Source organism: Spirulina sp. CCNP1310 (genome assembly GCF_034932185.1).
GTDB lineage: Bacteria > Cyanobacteriota > Cyanobacteriia > Cyanobacteriales > Spirulinaceae > Spirulina.
In genome coordinates, this window is record NZ_JAYGHW010000091.1 from 118,381 (window position 1) to 138,368 (window position 19,988).

The 19,988-nt window shown below is 52.4% G+C and carries 17 protein-coding genes; 11 read left to right on the forward strand and 6 right to left on the reverse strand.

Annotated elements, in window-relative coordinates; translation table 11 throughout:
* Positions 1-40 precede the first annotated feature (40 nt).
* A complete protein-coding gene (locus VB712_RS16245; protein WP_323256601.1) occupies positions 41-541 on the forward strand; it encodes a hypothetical protein in 501 nt (166 codons plus the stop codon).
* 85 nt (positions 542-626) lie between these two features.
* On the opposite strand, the gene cysK is transcribed toward VB712_RS16245, so the two are convergent.
* From cysK to VB712_RS16260, 3 genes are all read right to left on the reverse strand, one after another.
* The gene (gene cysK, locus VB712_RS16250) at positions 627-1,592 is read right to left on the reverse strand and encodes a cysteine synthase A (protein WP_323256603.1); all 966 of its coding nucleotides are present in this window, start codon (positions 1,590-1,592) and stop codon (positions 627-629) included.
* Positions 1,593-1,605: 13 nt separating this feature from the next.
* Entirely contained in the window at positions 1,606-2,058 is a 453-nt protein-coding gene (locus VB712_RS16255; protein WP_416236375.1) for an RrF2 family transcriptional regulator, read from the reverse strand.
* 265 nt (positions 2,059-2,323) lie between these two features.
* On the reverse strand, positions 2,324-4,006 hold the full coding sequence (locus VB712_RS16260) for an iron uptake porin (protein WP_323256607.1): 1,683 nt from the start codon (positions 4,004-4,006) through the stop codon (positions 2,324-2,326).
* A gap of 538 nt (positions 4,007-4,544) precedes the next feature.
* On the opposite strand from VB712_RS16260, the gene VB712_RS16265 reads away from it, so the two are divergent.
* From VB712_RS16265 to VB712_RS16275, 3 genes are all read left to right on the forward strand, one after another.
* A complete protein-coding gene (locus VB712_RS16265) occupies positions 4,545-5,603 on the forward strand; it encodes a DUF1611 domain-containing protein (RefSeq protein WP_323256609.1) in 1,059 nt (352 codons plus the stop codon).
* A gap of 5 nt (positions 5,604-5,608) precedes the next feature.
* Positions 5,609-5,980 carry a nucleotidyltransferase domain-containing protein gene (locus tag VB712_RS16270; RefSeq protein ID WP_323256611.1) on the forward strand — a complete coding sequence of 124 codons (372 nt, stop codon included), beginning with the start codon at positions 5,609-5,611 and terminating at the stop codon, positions 5,978-5,980.
* A gap of 62 nt (positions 5,981-6,042) precedes the next feature.
* On the forward strand, positions 6,043-8,055 hold the full coding sequence (locus VB712_RS16275; RefSeq protein ID WP_323256612.1) for an amylo-alpha-1,6-glucosidase: 2,013 nt from the start codon (positions 6,043-6,045) through the stop codon (positions 8,053-8,055).
* Between the two features lie 98 nt (positions 8,056-8,153).
* On the opposite strand, the gene VB712_RS16280 is transcribed toward VB712_RS16275, so the two are convergent.
* The gene (locus VB712_RS16280; protein ID WP_323256614.1) at positions 8,154-8,873 is read right to left on the reverse strand and encodes a Uma2 family endonuclease; all 720 of its coding nucleotides are present in this window, start codon (positions 8,871-8,873) and stop codon (positions 8,154-8,156) included.
* 148 nt (positions 8,874-9,021) lie between these two features.
* Between VB712_RS16280 and VB712_RS16285 the strand changes: the two genes are divergently transcribed.
* The 5 genes from VB712_RS16285 to VB712_RS16305 all read left to right on the forward strand — a co-directional run bounded on the left by VB712_RS16285 (position 9,022) and on the right by VB712_RS16305 (position 14,112).
* Positions 9,022-9,987 carry a M48 family metallopeptidase gene (locus VB712_RS16285; protein WP_323256616.1) on the forward strand — a complete coding sequence of 322 codons (966 nt, stop codon included), beginning with the start codon at positions 9,022-9,024 and terminating at the stop codon, positions 9,985-9,987.
* A 128-nt stretch (positions 9,988-10,115) separates the two neighbouring features.
* Positions 10,116-11,450, forward strand: a complete 1,335-nt coding sequence (locus tag VB712_RS16290) for a hypothetical protein (protein ID WP_323256618.1) — start codon at positions 10,116-10,118, stop codon at positions 11,448-11,450.
* A gap of 189 nt (positions 11,451-11,639) precedes the next feature.
* Complete coding sequence (locus VB712_RS16295; RefSeq protein ID WP_323256619.1) at positions 11,640-13,247, forward strand: Ppx/GppA phosphatase family protein; 1,608 nt, start codon at positions 11,640-11,642, stop codon at positions 13,245-13,247.
* Between the two features lie 206 nt (positions 13,248-13,453).
* Positions 13,454-13,708 (forward strand): hypothetical protein, encoded by a 255-nt coding sequence (locus VB712_RS16300; RefSeq protein WP_323256621.1) that lies wholly within the window; start codon positions 13,454-13,456, stop codon positions 13,706-13,708.
* Positions 13,705-14,112, forward strand: coding sequence for a type II toxin-antitoxin system VapC family toxin (locus VB712_RS16305; protein WP_323256623.1), 408 nt, complete (start codon positions 13,705-13,707; stop codon positions 14,110-14,112). Before VB712_RS16300 ends, VB712_RS16305 begins: the two co-directional genes overlap by 4 nt.
* A 98-nt stretch (positions 14,113-14,210) precedes the next feature.
* Here the strand turns inward: VB712_RS16305 and VB712_RS16310 are convergent, their stop codons facing one another.
* Together VB712_RS16310 and purE are read right to left on the reverse strand one after the other, a co-directional pair.
* Entirely contained in the window at positions 14,211-15,860 is a 1,650-nt protein-coding gene (locus VB712_RS16310; RefSeq protein ID WP_323256625.1) for an adenylate/guanylate cyclase domain-containing protein, read from the reverse strand.
* Between the two features lie 8 nt (positions 15,861-15,868).
* Entirely contained in the window at positions 15,869-16,396 is a 528-nt protein-coding gene (purE, locus tag VB712_RS16315) for a 5-(carboxyamino)imidazole ribonucleotide mutase (protein ID WP_323256627.1), read from the reverse strand.
* 240 nt (positions 16,397-16,636) lie between these two features.
* Here purE and VB712_RS16320 point away from each other — a divergent pair, with 240 nt between their 5' ends.
* Together VB712_RS16320 and htpG are read left to right on the forward strand one after the other, a co-directional pair.
* Positions 16,637-17,815: a BMP family ABC transporter substrate-binding protein gene (locus VB712_RS16320; protein ID WP_323256629.1), complete on the forward strand. Its 1,179-nt coding sequence runs from the start codon at positions 16,637-16,639 to the stop codon at positions 17,813-17,815.
* A gap of 105 nt (positions 17,816-17,920) precedes the next feature.
* Positions 17,921-19,870, forward strand: a complete 1,950-nt coding sequence (htpG, locus tag VB712_RS16325) for a molecular chaperone HtpG (RefSeq protein ID WP_323256631.1) — start codon at positions 17,921-17,923, stop codon at positions 19,868-19,870.
* The last annotated feature ends 118 nt before the right edge of the window (positions 19,871-19,988 follow it).

Below are 19,988 nucleotides of genomic sequence, written 5' to 3' on the forward strand. Positions count from 1 at the left end.
TATACTTGGGGGATGAATAGACGGGCTTGGCTGGGCAGCGATGGGCAAAATTTTCAAGGGAAAACGGATAAGGGGGGGGCGATCGCCCCATCTGCACGGGTGGGGGATTGTCATCGGTTTAGCAATCCTCGGTGGCGGTTTGACGGGGGGGATCACGCCGTTACCCCTAGCGGCACAAACCATGCAGCCGGATATCCAACTGCAACGCCGCCCCGATGACACCTACGACACATTTCTCCGGCGGGCAGAGGCTGCGGCACGAGCGGGGGTACAGCGACAATTTGACAGCAATCCCCTCGTCACCACGGCCGATATCATGGTTTATGGCAAAAACAGCGGCGTGATTGTCCCCCTCCTGCGCCTCCGGGTCACACGCCGCAACTGGATCAATCTTCCCGACCCCCAACAATGGGCCACCTATTTCCCCATGGCCCGGCAATTCCTCGGCTTTGAACCAGAAGGCTCAGGCACTCCGGAATCTCCCGCTCCTGCTCCCCCTCCAGCCCCAGCAGAACCCCCTCCAGCCCCTTCCGCCGGGTAAGCGATCTCAACTCTGCTAATTGAGGGGGTAGGGGCGAAACAGTTTCACTGTTCACTTTTCGCCCCTAGGTTGGGTGGAAGGCGGCTTAACTAACTGCCCCAATGAGATCGGGGGATTCTAGATCTTGGAACAAGGGGGTGCTGAGGTAGCGTTCCCCAAAGCTGGGTTGGATCATCACGATCAACTTGCCAGCATTTTCTGGCCGTTGGCCAAGGGTAATGGCCGCACAAAGGGCCGCCCCAGAGGAAATCCCCGATAAAATTCCCTCTTCCTTGGCTAACCGCCGGCCATAGGCGATCGCCTGATCATCACTGACGGTAATCACCTCATCAATCAATTCCACCTTCAACACCTCCGGCACAAACCCCGCCCCAATACCTTGGATCTTATGGGGGCCGGGTTCCCCCCCGGAAAGCACGGGGCTACCGATGGGTTCGACGGCGATCGCCTTAAATTCCGGCTTGCGTTGCTTAATCACCTCCGCCACGCCGGTAATCGTGCCGCCGGTTCCCACCCCCGCCACCAGAAAATCAATCTGCCCATCGGTATCATGCCAAATCTCTTCAGCAGTAGTACGGCGGTGAATTTCCGGGTTGGCATCATTGCGGAACTGTTGCAACATATAGGCGTTGGGCGTGGTTTCGAGGATTTGCTGGGCGCGGCGAATACAGGCACTCATCCCCCCCGCCCCCGGCGTTAACTCCAACTGCGCCCCATAGGCCCGCAACATCGCCCGTCGCTCACTGCTCATTGTTTCTGGCATCGTGAGGATCAGTTGATAGCCCTTGGCCGCCGCCGCCATGGCCAGGGCAATGCCGGTATTCCCCGATGTCGGTTCGACTAAAATCGTTTTCCCCGGCTCAATCAACCCCGCCGCCTCAGCCGTATTGATCATGTTCACGCCAATGCGATCCTTCACCGAAGCCGCCGGATTCATCCCCTCCAACTTGACAACGATTTCGGCGCTGCAACCTTCCGCCTGGGGAATCCGATTGAGACGCACTAAGGGCGTGCGTCCCACTAACTCCGTCATATTGTTGGCAATTCGCATCAGTTTTGACTCCTTAAATGTAGTACATAATATTTATCTGGCGGCGAGAATCCCGCTGGTCGCAAAGATCCTGAAGGGTATAACCCTGAAGCACCCCCCGCATTGTTTCGTAAACCTCTTGCCACACCTCATCCACCACGACACTTTCAAGGGTGGGGGCGATCCGTGCTAGCGTACCGATCGCCTCCTTACGATTCCGGGCCTCTGCCCCTTCGAGGCAGTTGACCACATCCAAGAGCGTGATCTTCCAAGGCTCCATGGTCAGCAAATAGCCCCCCTTGGCCCCCCGCTGACTCTGGACAAACCCCCCCCGCCGCAGCGTCGCTAACAATTGCTCCAAATACCGCTCCGGAATCTGTTGCTGGGCGGCAATTTGTTTAATTTGTAGCGGTTCATCTTGGGGATAATGCCCCGCCAACTCCAAAAGAGCCAACAGTGCATATTCAGTACGACAGGAGAGTTCCACGGGCATTGAGGGATGGAGGCTGATGTTTAGTATACTCCCATTCCCCAGTGGGGTTTGCAGGATTGATTTTAGTTCACAATTGGGGGGAATGGGGAACGGGGGATGGGGAATAATGCGAAATTTGTTTATAGATCGGGTTACAGACGGCGTAGGGGCGAAAAATTTTTCGCCCCTACATTAATTTGCGATGGGCTACAAAAAAAAGTGGCGAGGTTGTCCTCGCCACTGAGATATCGTGTTGTGTGTTCCTGGTTAGCAGGTCTGTCTAGAAAGTGAATGTGGTGCGCAGCGTTCCCATCAACATATCAGCGTTAACGCTGCTGTGGCCGGGGTTGGTGAAGTAAACCAAGCCAGGGGTAATGTGGATGTTCTCGTTCACCCGGAGACGGTAGAAGGCTTCGAGGTGATACCCGATGTCGCGGTTAGCACGGTCGTTGTTGGCGGCGCTGGTGCCACGGAACGCACCGGCCAAGCTGCTGGAGGAACCAGCCAAGCGGGGCTGTTGCCCGAAGACGAAGCCTAAGAGGTTGCCTTCACCGCCAAGGTCAGGTAAACCAACGGTGAGGGCGTAGTTCCACACATCAGCAGTACCACTATTGATCACGATGCCTTTGCTCATGCCAATCCAACCCCCGACGAAGAGGCGATCGCTGGGCGTATACAGCACTTCTAAACCGTAGTTGTTGGAAACAACGTTATCCGTGCCCCCGATCGCGTTGCCATTCAGGGCAAGATCCCCAGCAAGGCTACCAGTTCCAGTTCCCAAACCACTGCGGGTAACGCCGGTACCGCCATTGGTGGTGTAGGCGTTGATATATTGCAGACCCACGCCAAACTTATCGTTTTCAAACTGGATTTGACCGCCTAAGGCGTAGCTGCCGCCAAAGATCCCAGAAGTGGGGTTCTCACCTTGACCAGCGGTGTAGCCAAGGGACACATTGAAGTTGTCATTGAGCTTATGCATGAAGCCAATCCCTTGGTTTTGACCACCGGCCCGTAGGATCGGGTTGCGTTGACCAAAGCGGGAGATGGAGCCGTTGCCGCTGGAATCGAAGGGGTTGAGGGTGGGTAAGAAATCATCCATCCCTGCTGCATTGGCGAAAATTTGCGCCGTGGTTTTAGACCCAATCGGGAAACGATAAGCCAGGACATCAAGTTGGATGTCGTTGCCGTTGTCGCCACCGAAACCATAGCGGGGTTCGTTGGTGAGGGTACGGACTCCCCAGTCGGCTACGTTGCGGGCTTGGAGACGGGTGCGCAGGCGATCGCGCCCCGTGAAGGAGGTATCAAAGTTCAACCGCACCCGGTCTTGGAACACAATTTCATCCCGGAAACGGGTATCCGTCCCTTCCAGGAGGCGGTTAGCGTTGGTGTCGGGTTGGTTGCGGCGGGGGCTGATGGCGTTGAGGGCAAAGATTGCTTCCCCAGCCAGTTTCGTGGTGGTGGAGAATTGGTTATCTTCCAGGAAGGAAACTCGGGATTCCAGGTTATCAACGCGGGTTCCGAGCATTGCCAGTTCCGCCTCGAATTCCTGCATGAGGCGATTCATCGTTTCCAGGTCTTCGCGGGTGGCGAAATCAGCGGTGGTTTCAGCGATCAACCGCTCGATTTGCTGTAAACAGGCGTTTAAACCAGCAGCAAATTCATAACGAGAAAGGGCGCGGTTGCCTCGGAACGTGCCGTTGGGATAACCCTTGAGGCAATCATAACGACGCACTAAGTCATCCAGGGCTTGGAAGGCCCAATCGCTGGGGGAAACATCACTAAACTGGGATGCCCCGCCCGCTTGATTCATCATTACTTGACCTTCGGCGCTGTAGGCTTCGATTTGGTCAAACAAGTCTTGGTTGGGGGTTTGGGCTTGAGCCGCGAAGGGCTGGGCCGCTAAGAGGGCAGAACCGATGAAGATCGGTAATGCTTTAACTGAAGACCGGTGTAGTTTTGCCATGCGTCTAAATTATTCACTCCTCAAACAAGTCTTAATCCTTTGACCGTCTCTGCTCTCATCAAGACAGAGATTCGGGAATCAGCCGGGTGGCTCCCACAGGCGTAGTCAAATCGCCCCTAATCAGGTTGCCCGTAGACTTCCCTATCGTGATGGTGTCACGAAAACCACATCAAGAATAAACCATAACACTACCCGAGCCATTCTGCCACTACTGAGAAAAGATGTCAACAATGTTATCGGGGATACATGGACAATGTTATCGGGGATACATTAACTGACTGAAGTTCGCAGATGGGCAGGATTGGACTGAGGTTCCTGCTGCCTTTCCGGGGATAGACAAACCAGGGACAACATTAAACCTAGACTGCTGAGAGCTTAACAACCCAATGTTAAGAGCAGCCTAAGAGCCTGTTAATTCTGGATAGACGAGAGTAGGGGCGATCGCCCCCAGCGATTAAAAATTAATCAACAGCCGCGAGTTTAAGGTTTAAATTGGAGATCTCCCTTCCCCATTTCCCTCACCTTCAGCTTTGGCGTTATGCAGCATTTAACCAGTCATCATCGGGTTGCGATTCTCCTCCATCGCGGCATTCGCGATCGCAGTGGGAAAACAGGCTTGGCCTTTTTGCGCTATGGGGAGGCGGAAGTGGTGGCCCTGATTGATGAGGATTGTACGGGGGAATCTTTAGTGGATTTAACGGGGATTGATCGGCAGATCCCGATTGTCGCTTCCGTCACCGATGCCCTAGCCTATCAACCCGATGTATTGCTGATTGGTGTAGCACCATCGGGGGGGCAACTCCCCGATAGCTGGTGGGAAGAGGTGAAACTGGGGATCCTGGCGGGGGTGTCGGTGGTGAATGGCCTCCATAGTGCCATGACCCCGATGATTGAAGATTTGCCGGGGGGACGGCTCCAAAAGGGCCAATGGATTTGGGATATTCGTCAGGAGCCGCCGGGTTTGGGCATTGGCAAGGGGTTGGCGAGGCGGCTCCCCTGTCAGCGCCTCCTCACCGTCGGCACGGATATGGCGGTGGGGAAAATGTCCACGGGGCTAGAATTGCGCAAGGCGGCGATCGCCCAAGGCATTAATACCAAATTTGTCGCTACGGGTCAGGGGGGGTTAATGATTGTGGGGGAGGGGATTCCCCTCGATGCGGTGCGGGTGGATTTTGCTGCCGGAGCGGTGGAGCAGGCGGTGCTGGATCTCGGTTCCCGTTGCGATCTACTCTTAATCGAGGGCCAAGGTTCCTTACTCCATCCCGGGTCAACGGCCACGCTACCCCTGATCCGAGGCAGTCAACCTACGGGGTTAATCCTTGTCCATCGGGCCGGCCAAACCCACATCCATAACTGCCCCGATGTAGAAATCCCCCCGCTCCCGGCGGTGATTGAGTTGTATGAAGCGGTGGCACGGGGGGCGGGGGCCTATGGGCCGGCACGGGTGGAGGCGATCGCCCTCAACACGGCCCACCTTAAACCCAAAGCCGCCAAGGGGGCGATCGCCCAAGTCCAGCAAGCCACCGGCCGCTTCTGCACCGATGTTGTCCGCTTCGGGGCGATCGAACTTCTCCACCACCTACTTAAAACTCCCTAACCCCCATGGCCCTCCCCCTCGCCACCCAACAGGATATTATTCAACGGGTTCGACAAGCACGCTCCCAACGAGCCAAATTTTTAGCGGCGATGGGTGAGCGCCAAGTCCAAGGCTGGGCGATCGCCCGACAAGCAGCCCAACAATTAAAAACTGAATTTGGTGCTCACCGAGTCGTCTTGTTTGGATCATGGCTTAATGTGGAGCAAATGCACTGGTATTCTGATTTGGATTTAGCCGTGTCGGGTTTACCCAGGGCATCCCTCTACCGAGCGGGAGCCAAGATTGAGCGGGGTCACGATTTTATGATCGATCTCATTGAAGCGGAGTGGGCGAAACCCCATATTCAAAGGGCGATCGCCTTAGGAATTGCACTATGAAGAAAATCGCTCAAGAGATTAACACTTTTTGCCAAACCTTAACCCCCTAACCCCTAATCATCATGGCCATTAGACTTGGACGCAATCAATGTGGAACCCTGGCGAGAGCCGAAAGCTATGAATGGCTGATCACCAACGGCAGCGGGAGCTATGGGGCGGGGACTGTTGCCGGGTTACTCACCCGCCGTTACCACGGCCTCCTCGTTGCCGCCCTCACCCCTCCCCTAGGCCGCACCCTCCTGGTGAGCAAAATCGACACCGACCTCCACTATCGCGGCCAAAGCTTTCCCCTCTACACCAATCGCTGGTCTGACCAAACCCTCGACCCGGAAGGCTACCTCAACCTCGAAGGCTTCTACCTCGAAGGGACAACCCCCGTCTGGGATTATGCCGTTGCTGACCTCCTCCTCGAGCAGCGGATCTGGATGGAGCCAGGGCAAAACACCACCTATATCCGCTACACCCTCAAGCGGGGCAGTGGAGCCGTTGAACTGACCCTCAAACCCTTCGTCAACTATCGCGATTTCCACAGCGACACCCATCATGAAGATTGGCAGATGGGGATCAACGCCATTGATTATGGCATTGAAATCACCCCCTTTCCCCAAGCCGTCCCCTACAAAATCCTCGCCTACGGCCCCACTCCCCCCCAATGGTCAATTCATCCCCATTGGCATCGGGAATTTGACCTGGCCTTAGAACGGTATCGGGGTTTAACGGATCATGAAGACCACCTCAACCCCGCGTTGATTAAAGGCAGCCTCAGCCTCGGTCAATCCCTCACCATTATTGCCAGCACCGAAGCAGCCCCCGACCCTGACGGAGCCGCAGCCCTGGAACGTCGCCACAACTATGATCATGGGGTATTAGCCCCTTGGCGGGCGCTCCATTTACCCCGCAACCCCGATATTGAACAGTTGGTGTTAGCCGCCGATCAGTTTATTGTCGCTCGCCCTCTCCCCGATGAGCCGGAGGGTAAAACGGTGATTGCCGGTTATCCTTGGTTTGGGGATTGGGGCCGGGATACGATGATCAGCTTGCCGGGGTTGACGTTGACGACAGAACGGCCGGCGATCGCCCGTCTCCTGCTGCGCACCTTTGCCCAATACCTCGATCAGGGGATGCTGCCTAATCTCTTCCCCGATGGCAGCAATCAACCGGAATACAACACAGTTGATGCCATCCTGTGGTATTTCGAGGCGGTGCGGGCCTATTTCGTGGCAACCCAGGATCAAACCCTGATTGCCGAACTGTTCCCCGCCCTCGCAGCGGTGATTGATTGGCACATCCAGGGGACGCGCTATAACATCCACCTCGATCGCAAAGATGGCTTGCTCTATGCAGGGGAGGCAGGGGTGCAACTCACCTGGATGGATGCCAAGGTGGAGGATTGGGTGGTTACGCCCCGCATTGGTAAGCCGGTGGAGATTAATGCCCTCTGGTATAACGCCCTGATGACGATGCAGGTGTTAGCCCAGGCTTTGGGGAAACCGTCGGAGGAATACCAAACCCTGGCCCAGAATGTGGTGATTGGCTTTAGTCGGTTTTGGAACTATGACACGGGCTATTGTTTTGATGTGCTGGATGGCCCTCAGGGCCATGATCCTGCCCTGCGCCCGAATCAAATTTTCGCCGTTTCCCTTCCCGCTGCCTTGATGGAAATGGGCGGATTACCTTTGCTTTTGCCTCGGGAACAGCGGGGCATTGTCGATGCGGTGGGGCGATCGCTCCTCACCTCCCATGGGTTACGCTCCCTGTCCCCCGATCATCCCCAATATCAAGGGGTCTATGGGGGGGACAGGTATCAGCGGGATGGAGCCTATCACCAAGGCACAGTCTGGGGTTGGTTAATGGGCCATTTCATTCAAGCTCATTTAGCGGTCTATGGCGATCGCCCCCAAGCCAAAACCCTCCTAGACCCCATGCTCGATCAACTCCGTAGCGGCTGCCTCGGAACCCTCGGGGAAATCAGCGATGGCGATGCCCCCTTCACCCCCCGTGGAGCGATCGCCCAAGCCTGGACAGTGGCCGAAGTCCTCCGCATTTGGCGACACCTCAACACCCCATCCCAGTAAACCAGTCAGCCACACTCATCGAAATCGCTATCAAGCAGTGGTAGTGCATTTTTCATAGGGATGGAGTTTTGCCGTCAAGGGTGCGATCGCATCTCTGCCTAATTCAAATAATCCTGCACCACGTCCAGCGGCAAGGAGAGGATTTGCGCGATCGCCCCTGCATCCAAACCCATGGCCACTAAGGGCGGAATCGCCTTCAGTTGGGCTGCTTCGGCCCGCTCGGCCCGCTCTTGCATCGCTTGAGCCTGGGCGATCGCCTCCACATAGGTCGCAAACCGTTCCCCCGTTGGCGTATAAAGCTGCAACTCCCCAGCCAGGGTCAACTCAAACCGCATCCCTAACAACGGACTCCGCCAGTCCTGCATTTCTGGAATGATGGAAAGCACTCCCACTTCATCCCGTTGCCATCCCTTAAGGAAGGCGCGATCTGGGTCGAATAGATAATATTCCTGTACGCCATAGGTTTCGTAAAACTCTAGTTTTGTATCGTGCAGTTCTTTCAATGTGTTGCCTGGCGAGGCAATTTCAAAAACGACTTGAGGGGCAATGCCGTCTTCTTCCCATTGTTTATAGGAGCCGCGATTCTCCTTAGGACGACCAAGAATCACCATCACATCTGGAGCGCAGCGGGTACGATTGTCCCCCTTGATGGGATACCAGAGCAAATCCCCCGCCACAAACACCTGAGGATTGTCAGCAAACATGGCATCTAACCCGCCTTGGATTGTGGTGATGTAGCGAAATTGCAGCGTGTTATCAGCCAAGGGTTTACCGTCGCTTTCGGGGTATTCAACCTGAGGGTGGGCAGAACTGATCATAAGGCCAAGGGCGCGTCCGTTGGTTTCCAGCGTAGCACAGGGGTTTTGAGGGAAGCGGGGGCGATCGCCCCTCTCCTTCGGCAATCAGAGACAGCACAGACCGCAAAGAAATGTTTACAATCGGAGGGAAGCCCCTCCCTATTGCACCATGGCCACCTATCCCGGTCTCACCAGCGAAGCCTTTCGCCATCCCCTCGATGCCCAAGCCGAACAAGCCCTGCGGGCCATCCCCGGCTTTGAGCAATTTACCCGTAGCTTTGTCGAATACCTCTACGAGCGGCCCCAACAGGTTTATCTGATGGGCAACTGTGTTGCCGCTGGCCCCCGTCAATACGCCACAATCTACGGTATTTTTCGCGATTGTGTCCGGGATCTCAGCCTCAATGTGGAGCCGAGCCTGTTTGTCAGCCAAAATCCCCAGGTGAATAGCTACTCCCTCGGTTCTGAGCATCCCTCCATGGTGATTCATAGCGGAGCCATGGATCTCCTCAGTGAGGCAGAATTGCGCACCGTCATCGCCCACGAATTGGGCCATATTAAATGCGGCCATACCGTCCTCAAACAAATGGCGATCTGGGCCATGAGTGCAACAGAAATCATTGGGGAATTGACCCTAGGGATTGGGCGGATGCTCAATCAAGGCTTAGTGTATGGGTTTTATGAATGGATACGCAAAGCCGAGCTATCCGCCGATCGCGCCGCTTTATTGGTCGTGGATGATCTCAATTTAGTAGCACAAACGATGATGCGTGTGGCGGGGGGGAGCCAAAAATACGCCCATGAATGCAGTTTGGCGGAATTTACCCGCCAAGCCGAACGTTATCAAGCCCTCGATAGTGATGAACTCAACCAGATTTATAAATTCCTGATCTATAACGGCGGCAATGGAGCCTTAGTCACCCATCCCTTCCCGGTGGAGCGGTTACATTATTTACAACATTGGTCGCAATCCCAGCAGTACCAAAACCTCCGCCAAGGCCACTACACCCCCGACCCCGCCGAAGGAGCCGTCAACACCGCCGCCAGTGCAGCGGGGGAAGTGGATGCCCTCCAGCGACAAATTTCGCAACTGCAAGCGGAAATTGATCGTATTCGGGGCCGAGCCGGTCGGTGAGGGTTGAACTGAGGCTGTTAAAGAAAATCTAGGGCCATTTGTCGGGATCATGGTTAAAATATTCTTAACCTTGGATGGTTTTGAGCAGCTTAATCTGCTAGATAAGCCATGTCCTTACCCTCCCCGCCATGCTGATCTATCAATTTCTCCTGGAGACCGTCCGTAATTTTCCCCCAGAAGTTGCTCTTGATGAATTTAACGGCTTGTTTTTGGTCTATCAATCCCATCCAGGCAATCAGGCGGCATTTAAAGAACTGGAAAAAATTTTAAATGCTAAACGTTGCGATGAGTTTTTAAATACGCTCAAACGCTGCTGTTATATTTTAATTAACAACTGGGAAGCGAAGCGACAAATCCAATGTATTGCCCCTTTGGTGGAGGGTTTTGCCCAGTACGATTTTGACCGCCGGGTGGCTTCCCGCGCCCGCAAGCATCTTCAGGAGTGGCTGAAGCGGTTTGTTGAAAGTCAGGATTACGCAGATTTGAAGCTGTTTACCGCTGAACATCGTAAAAATTCGCCGCTTTTAACGGGGGTTGCGAAACATTGGAGTGAGCGTTATACTTCTTATTTATTAGTGCCGCAGTATGTGAATACTGATAATTCCCCGGAGCAACGGGAGGCGGCTAAAAAGCGATCGCAGGAATTGAAGGATCGTTTTAAGTTTGAATTGGCAATGTACACGGCGCGATCGCAATCCGCTGTTCATGATCCGGCTCGCCCTGTCCAAAACCCCACGGGGTTAGGGGAGGAGGTGTTACGGCTGATTAAAACGATCATGGTGCGTCAGGGGCATTATAAATATTCCTATTTTGCCAATATTTTTACCAAGCAAGTTCAAGGTCTCACCTATGCAGACTTTAAAGATGCCCTCTGTAATTATCTGGCCTTTTCCTCAGAAGGAAAAGATGCCAAAAATCCTACTTATCAGCGCATTTTAACCCGCATTAAGTCCCTTTACCCCAAATATGATCAGGATACCTTAAGCGATTCACTCCTGTTGCGAACCTGTAACCGGGTGATCAGTTTTCTCACCATTGAACGGGAAGAAGAGCCTTCGGACTTTTTCATTTTTTTAGTTTCTCAAGGCAATACAATTACATTGGTAATTTTACTCCTCAAGCTCATTTTAATTTGTCCCAATTCTCGTACCCATTTAGAGCATCAGGTGGCAAAGTTGATCCGCCACTATATTGCCTATCCTGAAGCCGATTGTGATTGGGTTGTGCATTTCTTTGAGGTGTTTAATATTGCCTTTGCCATCCATGGAGATAGCAATGTTCAGTATGATTTAATCCGGGTTAAACGGGAAACGGCAGCGGCGGAGGCGGAACTAGAGCATTCTTTCGGGGAACCGGATGATTACCGCATTTTTGCCCAAGCGAAGGTAGAACTACCGCCCACGTTCACGGTGATGGAGAACCGTCAGGCGGAACCCTCGGAGTCTTGGGTGCAAAACCCTTGAGCTTGTGCCGGGTTGATCAACAATGGGTTGCTGTGGGGGCGAAAAATTTTTGTGCCTCCGGCAGGCTTACGCCAACGCCCCTACGCCGATGCCGGATCAAGGTGACAGAGCTTCATATTCGGGAAATCCGTCGGATCGTACACTGGTGGTAGTGAAGATTTCCATACCCAGCTACCGGAACCTAAGATTATGGCGGCATCGCTCCCCCCTCAGTCTGTCCCTACAAAACCGATTATTTTAGGGGCGATCGATATTGGCACGAACTCGATTCATTTGGTAGTGGTTAAGATTGAGCCACAATTTCCCAGCTTTTCGATTATTGCCAAGGAAAAGGATACGGTGCGGTTGGGCGATCGCGACCTCCACACGGGCAACCTCACCCCGGAGGCGATCGCCCGGGCCCTCGCGACGCTGCGCCGCTGTCAAGATCTGGCTTTGAGCTTTGGGGCGAAGCATTTACTGGCCGTGGCCACCAGTGCCACCCGTGAGGCCCCCAATGGCCAGGAATTTATCCAACAGGTGGAGCGGGAACTGGGGCTACAGATTGATCTGATTTCCGGCCCGGAGGAGGCGCGGCGCATTTATTTGGGGGTGCTGTCGGGGTGGGAATTTAATGAGCAGCCCCAGGTGATTATTGATATTGGCGGCGGCTCGACGGAGTTGATTTTGTGCGATCGCCACGATACCCGCTATCTCAGCAGTACCAAGGTGGGGGCGGTGCGCCTCACCCAGGAATTTATCCACAGTGATCCCGTCAGTCCGGCGGAATTGACCTATTTGCGGGCCTATGTGCGGGGGATGCTGGAGCGATCCATTGAACAAATTCGCAGCCAAATCCAACCGGGGGAAACGCCCTGTTTGATTGGCACATCGGGAACAATTGAAACCCTGGCGCTCCTCCAAGCCCGCACTGTGAGCGAGGAACCCCCTAGCCCTCTCAACGGCTACACCATCAGCCGGGAGCAGTTAAACCAGTTAACGGAGCAGTTGGCCCAATTGCCCTATGGCGATCGCGCCCTGTTTCCGGGGATGTCGGAGCGGCGGGCGGAAATCATCGTCGCCGGGGCAGTGATTTTGCTCGAAGCGATGGAAATGTTGGGGATGGCGGAAATTAGTATTTGTGAGCGGGCGTTGCGGGAGGGGATTATTGTCGATTGGATGCTCACCCATCGCCTCATTGCCGATAAGCTCCATTATCAAAGCGAGGTGCGCGATCGCAGTGTCTACAGCATTGCCCAAAAGTATCAGGTCAATATGGACTATAGCGAACGGGTGGCTAAGTTTGCGGTGGATTTATTTGATCAACTGCAAGGTAAACTCCATTTTTGGAATGAGCAGGAGCGGGATATACTCTGGGCGGCGGGGATGCTCCACAACAGCGGCCTGTATATTTCCCATGCTGCCCATCACAAACATTCCTATTATTTAATCCGCCATGCGGAGCTTTTAGGTTATACGGAATTAGAGGTGGAATTGATCGCCAATATTGCCCGTTATCATCGCAAAAGTAAGCCCAAGAAGAAGCACCCCAATTATCATCCCCTCACGAAACCCAATCGGCAACGGGTGGATCAGTTGAGTGCAATTTTACGGTTAGCGGTGGCGTTGGATCGGCGGCAAATCGGGGCAATTTCCCAAGTCAACGCCGCCTACAATCCCCACCACCAAATTTTGCAACTCCACCTCACCCCTACGGATCCCACGGATCCCTGTGAGTTAGAATGTTGGAGTTTGAACTATAAAAAAGATGTGTTTGAGGAGGAGTTTCATTTGCGAGTTGAGGGTTTGGTGGGCTAGGGCGAATGTCGGGGCGAAAAATTTTTTACCCCGACGCAACCCATAAAAATCGATACACACCTTAGAACGAGAAAGTCGATAGGGTTGGGTTCATAGCCCGCCATTGCGGGGCTAGTTGCGGGCAGGGTGAACAGTGTTATGATGCTAACCTGGACTTACATTGCTTTTTTGCAATGTTGTCACAGCCAAAATTTAAAAGGAAGATGATGAAACAACAGACGTTTGAAGGAACCTGGGAAGAAATCCTACAATATGGGCCTAATTTTTCTGGGCAGCGTGTTCGGTTGACCATTGTTGCCTCAGAGGAAACAAAATCCCAACAGCCTGTGATGTTAGACCAAATCCTCAAAGGAAGGGTAGGACGAATTCGGTTCCAACCCTCCAACCTTTCTGCTCGAACAAAGGAAGCATTTGCCGATATGTTGGCTGATAAGTACAAACTACCAAAATCAGGCCAGTGACCCTTTGCGATGCTTCTGTTCTCATCGCGCTCATTAATGCGGATGATGAGAACCATAACCGCTGTGTCAATGCTCTATCAGTTTTGCCAGCACCTTTAATTACAACTTGGTCATGTTTTACTGAAGCTATGCACTTATTGGGTCGGTACAGTGGGTGGTCAGCACAGCAGGAGTTATGGAATTATGTTGCCAACAAAATCCTTGTATTGTATCTACCTGATGATGCAGAACAGACACAAATGCAAGCACTCATGGAACAATATCAAGATGTTCCGATGGATTTAGCAGATGCATCATTAGTTACTGCTGCTGAAGCATTAAATCGGAAACAGATTTTTACTCTTGACCGAGATTTTTATATTTATCGCCTTCCCGGAAATCAATCTTTTGATGTTATTCCTTAAACAAATTGGACTAATGGCGGGGTTGGCATTGGCGATCGCCCTTTGATCAACCCAAATCCCCACCCGTAATCATGAAAAAGCGATCGCCCTCAACATCTTCACACCTGGGGGCGGGCGCTGTGGCCTTTGATTTCGTGGAGGGAGGGGAGTTCCTGCCATTCGAGACGGTAAAGGTTGAGGGGTTCAGTTTTGCCTTTAACTTTCGTTGGTGGCAGAGCCGTCAGAGGATAATCCGAATAATTCAACCGCTTCACCGTACTTTCCGCCAGAAGAATTTCCCCCGCTTTCGCTGCATCACAAATCCGACTCGTAACATTGGTTGTATCACCAATGGCCGCATATTGAATCAAACGACGAGAACCAATATTTCCCGCCGCCACAGGGCCACTATTGAGGCCAATATGAATCGCAATGGGTTGGCGGCCCTGGTCTTGCCAATCCTGATTGAGACGGAGAACAGCGTGCTGCATTTCAATCGCCACCTGCACAGCGCGATCGGTATCATCGGGGCGGGAATAGGGTGCGCCCCAAATTGCTAACAACGCATCACCAATATATTTCTCCAACGTCCCCTCATAGGCAAACACAATATCCTCCACCATCACATTAAAATAATCATTCAACATCTCAATCACCGCCCTCGGCTCCATCGTTGAAGACATCCGGGTAAAATCGGTAATATCGGCAAATAAAGCAGTAATTTCTGTATCAATAATCCCTAAATCCCCCCCTTCCCGCAACTTGCGGCTGATGGTCGAAGGAAAAAACCGCTCTAACTTGTCGCGCCATACCGCTTCTTCCTGCATTTTATTCATCAGCCGACTACTTTCAATGGCGATCGCCGCCTGATTCGCCAAGGCCGTTAAAAACTCCAAATCCTCTTCAGAATAGGCATTAGAGCAGGAAAGATTATCCACATAAAGCACCCCAATCACCTGCTCACGGGGTTGCAAGGGCGCACACATGGAAGCCCGAATTGCCTGCACTAAAATCGATTGAGAACCTTCAAACCGCCGATCCATTGCCGCATCATCCGTAAGCACCGCATCCCCATGGCGGCACACATAGTTCGTAATTTTCGTACTGTAAAATTGGTATTTCACCGAAAGGCCTGAGCGCGATCGCACCGCCTTTTGCTCTAACTTACCCGTCCGTTCATCCACCATCAACAGCGCCGCTCGATCCACATTCATAATCGTTAACAGCAGTTCTAAAATTTTATCGAGCAATTGATCGGGATCTTCTGGTGAAGCCAATTTCTTCCCCACTTCTAAAAGAATTTTTAGCTTATTCACCGCCCGCTGATGCTGGTCTTGCTCCTTAAGGCGCAGAGCAGAGCCGGTCTTTTGATTTTTATCAATGAAATCTTCAATCAACACTTGGCTTTGTTTAGGGGAATAGTGGCTGACGATGGGCAGTTGTTCCCCGGTAGGATCATCATCGGCTTCTAAATCCACTTGGGTATCAAGGATTTTAAAATGTACCATCCCACAGGTAATTGCATCCCCCAACGCCACTTGGCGTTGCTTAATCTTCACCTGATTCACATAAGTACCATTTAAGCTTTTTAAATCTCGTAAGAGAAAGCGATCGCGGTCTAGATAGATTTCCGCATGGCGACGGGAAAGGCTGTTATCTTTAATCACAATCTGGTTCATAGGAGCACGGCCGATGGTATTCCGTCCCGGATTAAGGGGATAGATTTGTTCGTTATCTCCATCGGGGTTGCACACCAACACGTAGGCCATGATTGGAATTAGGGCATTTGCTCCAAATAGGCATCGGGGCCCAGATTGTTTAACTGTGTTTGTTTGGTTAGGACTTGATCCCGCAAAGATTGGCGATAGGCCTGAACTTGAGCGAGTAAATCGGGATCGTGAGATGCCAGGATTTGCACCGCTAACAACCCAGCATTTTGGGCATTACCAATGGCGACAGTAGCCACAGGGATCCCCTTGGGCATTTGAACAATGGAATAGAGGGAATCCAACCCCCCTAACTGTTTTGTGGCCACAGGCACACCGATCACGGGCAAGGGAGTTAGGGCCGCCACCATCCCCGGTAAATGAGCAGCGCCACCGGCTCCAGCGATGATCACTTTTAAGCCACGGGTGTGGGCGGTTTGGCCATAGTCTACCATTTGGGCTGGGGTGCGATGGGCGGAAATGATCGCCACCTCATGGGGAATGGCAAATTGCTGACAAATGGCGATCGCCCCTGCCATCGTTGGCAAATCAGAATCACTCCCCATAATAATCCCTACTGCTGGCGGTGGTTGGATCATCGGCTTTCCTCCAAAATATTGATCTTTATTATCTCGCAAACCTTACATCTCTTTAGGGAAGGGGCGATGGCCCCAGAGACGGTCAAACTTCAGCCATCCTAACGATTCCAACCCGAACCACAGGCCAAATAGAGCGATCGCTCTTTTGGCTACAAATTTTGGGTTGCAAATTGTGGTAGCTATAATAGGCTCGATTCAGCTTCTGAGTTGTGTATTTTTCATTTATACAAGGATAAACCCATGGCCCATCCCCAGCGATTTCACCTTTCCCGTCGTCAAATCCTACGCGGTTTATTGGCAACCACTGCCTTTGGTTTAACGGCTAAATTTGGCACGGGTTGCACGCAGGAGGGTGGAGGCGGTGACAGTGGTACGGAGGAGACCAAGGATTTACTGGTGGGGTTTATTTATGTCGGCCCCAAGGATGACTTTGGCTACAACCAGGCCCATGCCGAAGGGGCGGCGGCGATCGCCCAAATTCCCGGTGTGAAAATCGTCGAGCAGGAAAACGTCCCCGAAACCACCGAAGTAGAAGAAGCGATGCGCAGCATGATCGAAGTAGACGGGGCAACGGTGATCTTCCCCACCTCCTTTGGTTATTTTGATCCCCACATTCTCAAAATGGCGGAAGAATTCCCAGAAGTGCAGTTTTTCCACGCGGGCGGCCTCTATACAGAAGGAATGCCCAATAACATCGGCAGCTATTTCGGCTATATCGATGAAGCCCAATATGTAGCGGGGATTGTTGCCGGTTTAACCACCAAAACCAAACGCCTTGGTTTTGTCGGGGCGAAACCGATCCCCCAAGTGTTACGCAATATTAATGGCTTTACCCTCGGGGCAAAAAGTGTGAACCCCGATATCCGCACTCAGGTGATCTTTACCGGCGATTGGGCCGAACCCGTGAAGGAAGCCGAAGCGGTGAATAGTATGGTGGATCAAGGGGTGGATGTGATTACCTGCCATGTGGATAGCCCCAAGGTGGTGATTGAAACTGCTGAACGGCGGGGGATCTTCACCTCTGGCTACCACGCTGATCAATCGGCCCTGGCCCCCAAGGGCTATCTTACCGGCGCAGAATGGGATTGGACTTCGATTTACACCCAGTACAGCAACTGGATTTTGGAGGGTAAAACCCTGATGGATGGCAGTATTCCCCACATTGTTCGGGGGGGGTTAGAATCGGGATTTTGGAAGTTGTCGGATTTTGGCCCGGCGGTGAGTGATGAGGCGAAGGCTCAGGCCGAAGCGGTGAAAGCCGAGTTTGCCGATGCCTCACGGGTGATCTATGTGGGGGAAATTAAGGATAATACGGGCAAAGTCCAGGTTCCCGCCGGGAATGAGGTAGAGCAAACGGCAGTGGAATTGGAAACGATGAATTGGCTTGTGGAGGGGGTTGATGGCCGGGTAGAGGGCTAGGGGTAGGGATATCCGCCCCCCTTGGGGGCGGGAATCCTTGCGTAGTCAGAGACGGGAACAAGCCAAAATACAGAACGAGCACCGTTCATGATAGATACAGACCCTATGGCAACCGTACTTGAGCAAGGCAACATTACGATCCATACCGAGAATATTTTCCCGATTATCAAAAAATCTCTCTACACGGATCATGAGATTTTTCTGCGGGAATTGATTTCTAATAGCGTTGATGCGATCGCCAAGCTGAAAATGGTGTCCTACGCCGGAGAAATTGACGGCGAACTCCCCGCGCCTCACATCGAAATCACGCTCGATCAGGAAAAAAAGACGCTCTCTGTCTCGGATAACGGCATTGGCATGACCACCGAGGAGATCAAGAAATATATTAATCAGGTGGCTTTTTCCAGCGCTGAAGAGTTTGTCCAAAAATACCAAAAAGACCCAGAACAGCAAATCATCGGCCATTTTGGCTTAGGGTTCTATTCCAGCTTTATGGTGGCGAAACAGGTGGAGATTGAAACCCTTTCCCATCGCGCTGGCTCTACGCCGATCCATTGGTCTTGTGATGGTTCCCCCGCCTTTGAACTCACCGAAGGCAGTCGCACCACCCCCGGCACCACCGTCACCCTAACGCTGATGGATGAGGAAGCGGAATATGTGGAGGCGGCCCGGATTAAACAGTTGGTGAAAACCTACTGTGATTTTATGCCCGTGCCGATCATGATGGGGGAAGAGCGCCTCAACCAAGAGCGGGCGCTGTGGAAAGAATCCCCCCAAAACCTCACGGATGAGGATTATTTAGAGTTTTACCGCTATCTCCACCCCTTCCAAGAGGAGCCGTTGCTGTGGGTGCATCTCAAAACCGATTATCCCTTTGTCCTGGATGGCATTCTTTATTTTCCGGCCATTAAGCCGGATATGGATATCAACAAAGGCCAGATGAAGCTGTTTTGTAATCAGGTTTTTGTCAGCGATAGTTGCGATGAAATTATTCCTGACTTTTTGCGCCCCCTACGCGGTGTCCTCGATAGCACGGATATTCCCCTTAATGTCTCCCGTAGTGCCTTGACGAGCGATCGCACCGTGCGCCGCATTGCCGATTATATTTCTAAGAAAATAGGCGATCGCCTCAAGCAAATCTACCAAGAAGACCGGGCCAAGTTCATCAAATGCTGGGAAGATGTCGGTACGTTCATTAAATTTGGCTCCCTCAAGGATGACAAATTTAAAGAGCAAATGAAGGATCTGATCATCTACAAAACCACCCATCAAGATGATACGCCTAAGGTAGAAGTCCAAACTGAAGGGGATGATGCTTGGCAAGATGCGGCGGCTAGCAACGATGGTTACACCACCCTTGCGGACTATTTAGATCGCAACAAAGAAAAGCACGAAAACCGCATCTTTTATTGCACCGATGCCGGTTCCCAAGCGCCCTATGTGGAACTCTACAAGAGTCAAGGCATGGAAGTCCTCTATATGGATTCCTTCATTGACACCAACTACTTTATTCCCTTCCTGGAGCGGGAATATAATGATGTCAAGTTTTCCCGTGTGGATTCAGAGTTAGATCAAACCCTGCTCAACAAGGAAGAATCGGAAATTGTTGATCCGAAAACGAATAAAACCCGTAGCGAGTTAGTGCAGGAGTTGTTTAAAAATGCCCTGAACGATGACAAGATCACGATCCGGGCGGAATCGATTAAATCCGACAATCCCCAAGGCACACCGCCGGCCATGGTGATTTTGCCGGAAGAATTGCGCCGCATTCAAGAAATGACGGCATTAATGCAGCAGAAGGGGATAGAATTCCCCAATATGCATACGTTGGTGGTCAATACCGCCCACCCCATGGTGCAAAACCTGGTGAATATTGCCCAAGGGGGCATCATTGAAGGATCTGGGGAATCGCCAACGACGGTGTTAGTCAATCAACTCTGTCAGCATATTTATGATTTGGCGTTGATTTCCCAAAAGCCCTTTGATGCCGAAAACATGAAGGCCTTTGTGGAGCGTTCTAACGCCCTCTTAACCAAGGTGACAGAAAAACTCTAGAGGTCTTCAATAACCCTAGATCTAGGGGCGAAAAATTTTTCGCCCCTACGCCAATTCTGACAATCGTAGGGTGCGTCAGAACGATAAATCCATGATGCCAAAGAGCAGCCTAACGACT

Bases quoted from the DNA above. Each gene is read 5' to 3' on its own strand.
- VB712_RS16300 (WP_323256621.1), top strand. From the start codon at position 13,454: ATGAAACAACAGACGTTTGAAGGAACCTGGGAAGAAATCCTACAATAT.
- VB712_RS16320 (WP_323256629.1), top strand. From the start codon at position 16,637: ATGGCCCATCCCCAGCGATTTCACCTTTCCCGTCGTCAAATCCTACGC.
- htpG (WP_323256631.1), top strand. From the start codon at position 17,921: ATGGCAACCGTACTTGAGCAAGGCAACATTACGATCCATACCGAGAAT.
- VB712_RS16245 (WP_323256601.1), top strand. From the start codon at position 41: ATGGGCAAAATTTTCAAGGGAAAACGGATAAGGGGGGGGCGATCGCCC.
- VB712_RS16290 (WP_323256618.1), top strand. From the start codon at position 10,116: ATGCTGATCTATCAATTTCTCCTGGAGACCGTCCGTAATTTTCCCCCA.
- VB712_RS16310 (WP_323256625.1), bottom strand. From the start codon at position 15,860: ATGGCCTACGTGTTGGTGTGCAACCCCGATGGAGATAACGAACAAATC.
- VB712_RS16285 (WP_323256616.1), top strand. From the start codon at position 9,022: ATGGCCACCTATCCCGGTCTCACCAGCGAAGCCTTTCGCCATCCCCTC.
- cysK (WP_323256603.1), bottom strand. From the start codon at position 1,592: ATGCGAATTGCCAACAATATGACGGAGTTAGTGGGACGCACGCCCTTA.
- VB712_RS16295 (WP_323256619.1), top strand. From the start codon at position 11,640: ATGGCGGCATCGCTCCCCCCTCAGTCTGTCCCTACAAAACCGATTATT.
- VB712_RS16260 (WP_323256607.1), bottom strand. From the start codon at position 4,006: ATGGCAAAACTACACCGGTCTTCAGTTAAAGCATTACCGATCTTCATC.
- purE (WP_323256627.1), bottom strand. From the start codon at position 16,396: ATGATCCAACCACCGCCAGCAGTAGGGATTATTATGGGGAGTGATTCT.
- VB712_RS16265 (WP_323256609.1), top strand. From the start codon at position 4,545: ATGCAGCATTTAACCAGTCATCATCGGGTTGCGATTCTCCTCCATCGC.
- VB712_RS16280 (WP_323256614.1), bottom strand. From the start codon at position 8,873: ATGATCAGTTCTGCCCACCCTCAGGTTGAATACCCCGAAAGCGACGGT.
- VB712_RS16275 (WP_323256612.1), top strand. From the start codon at position 6,043: ATGGCCATTAGACTTGGACGCAATCAATGTGGAACCCTGGCGAGAGCC.
- VB712_RS16270 (WP_323256611.1), top strand. From the start codon at position 5,609: ATGGCCCTCCCCCTCGCCACCCAACAGGATATTATTCAACGGGTTCGA.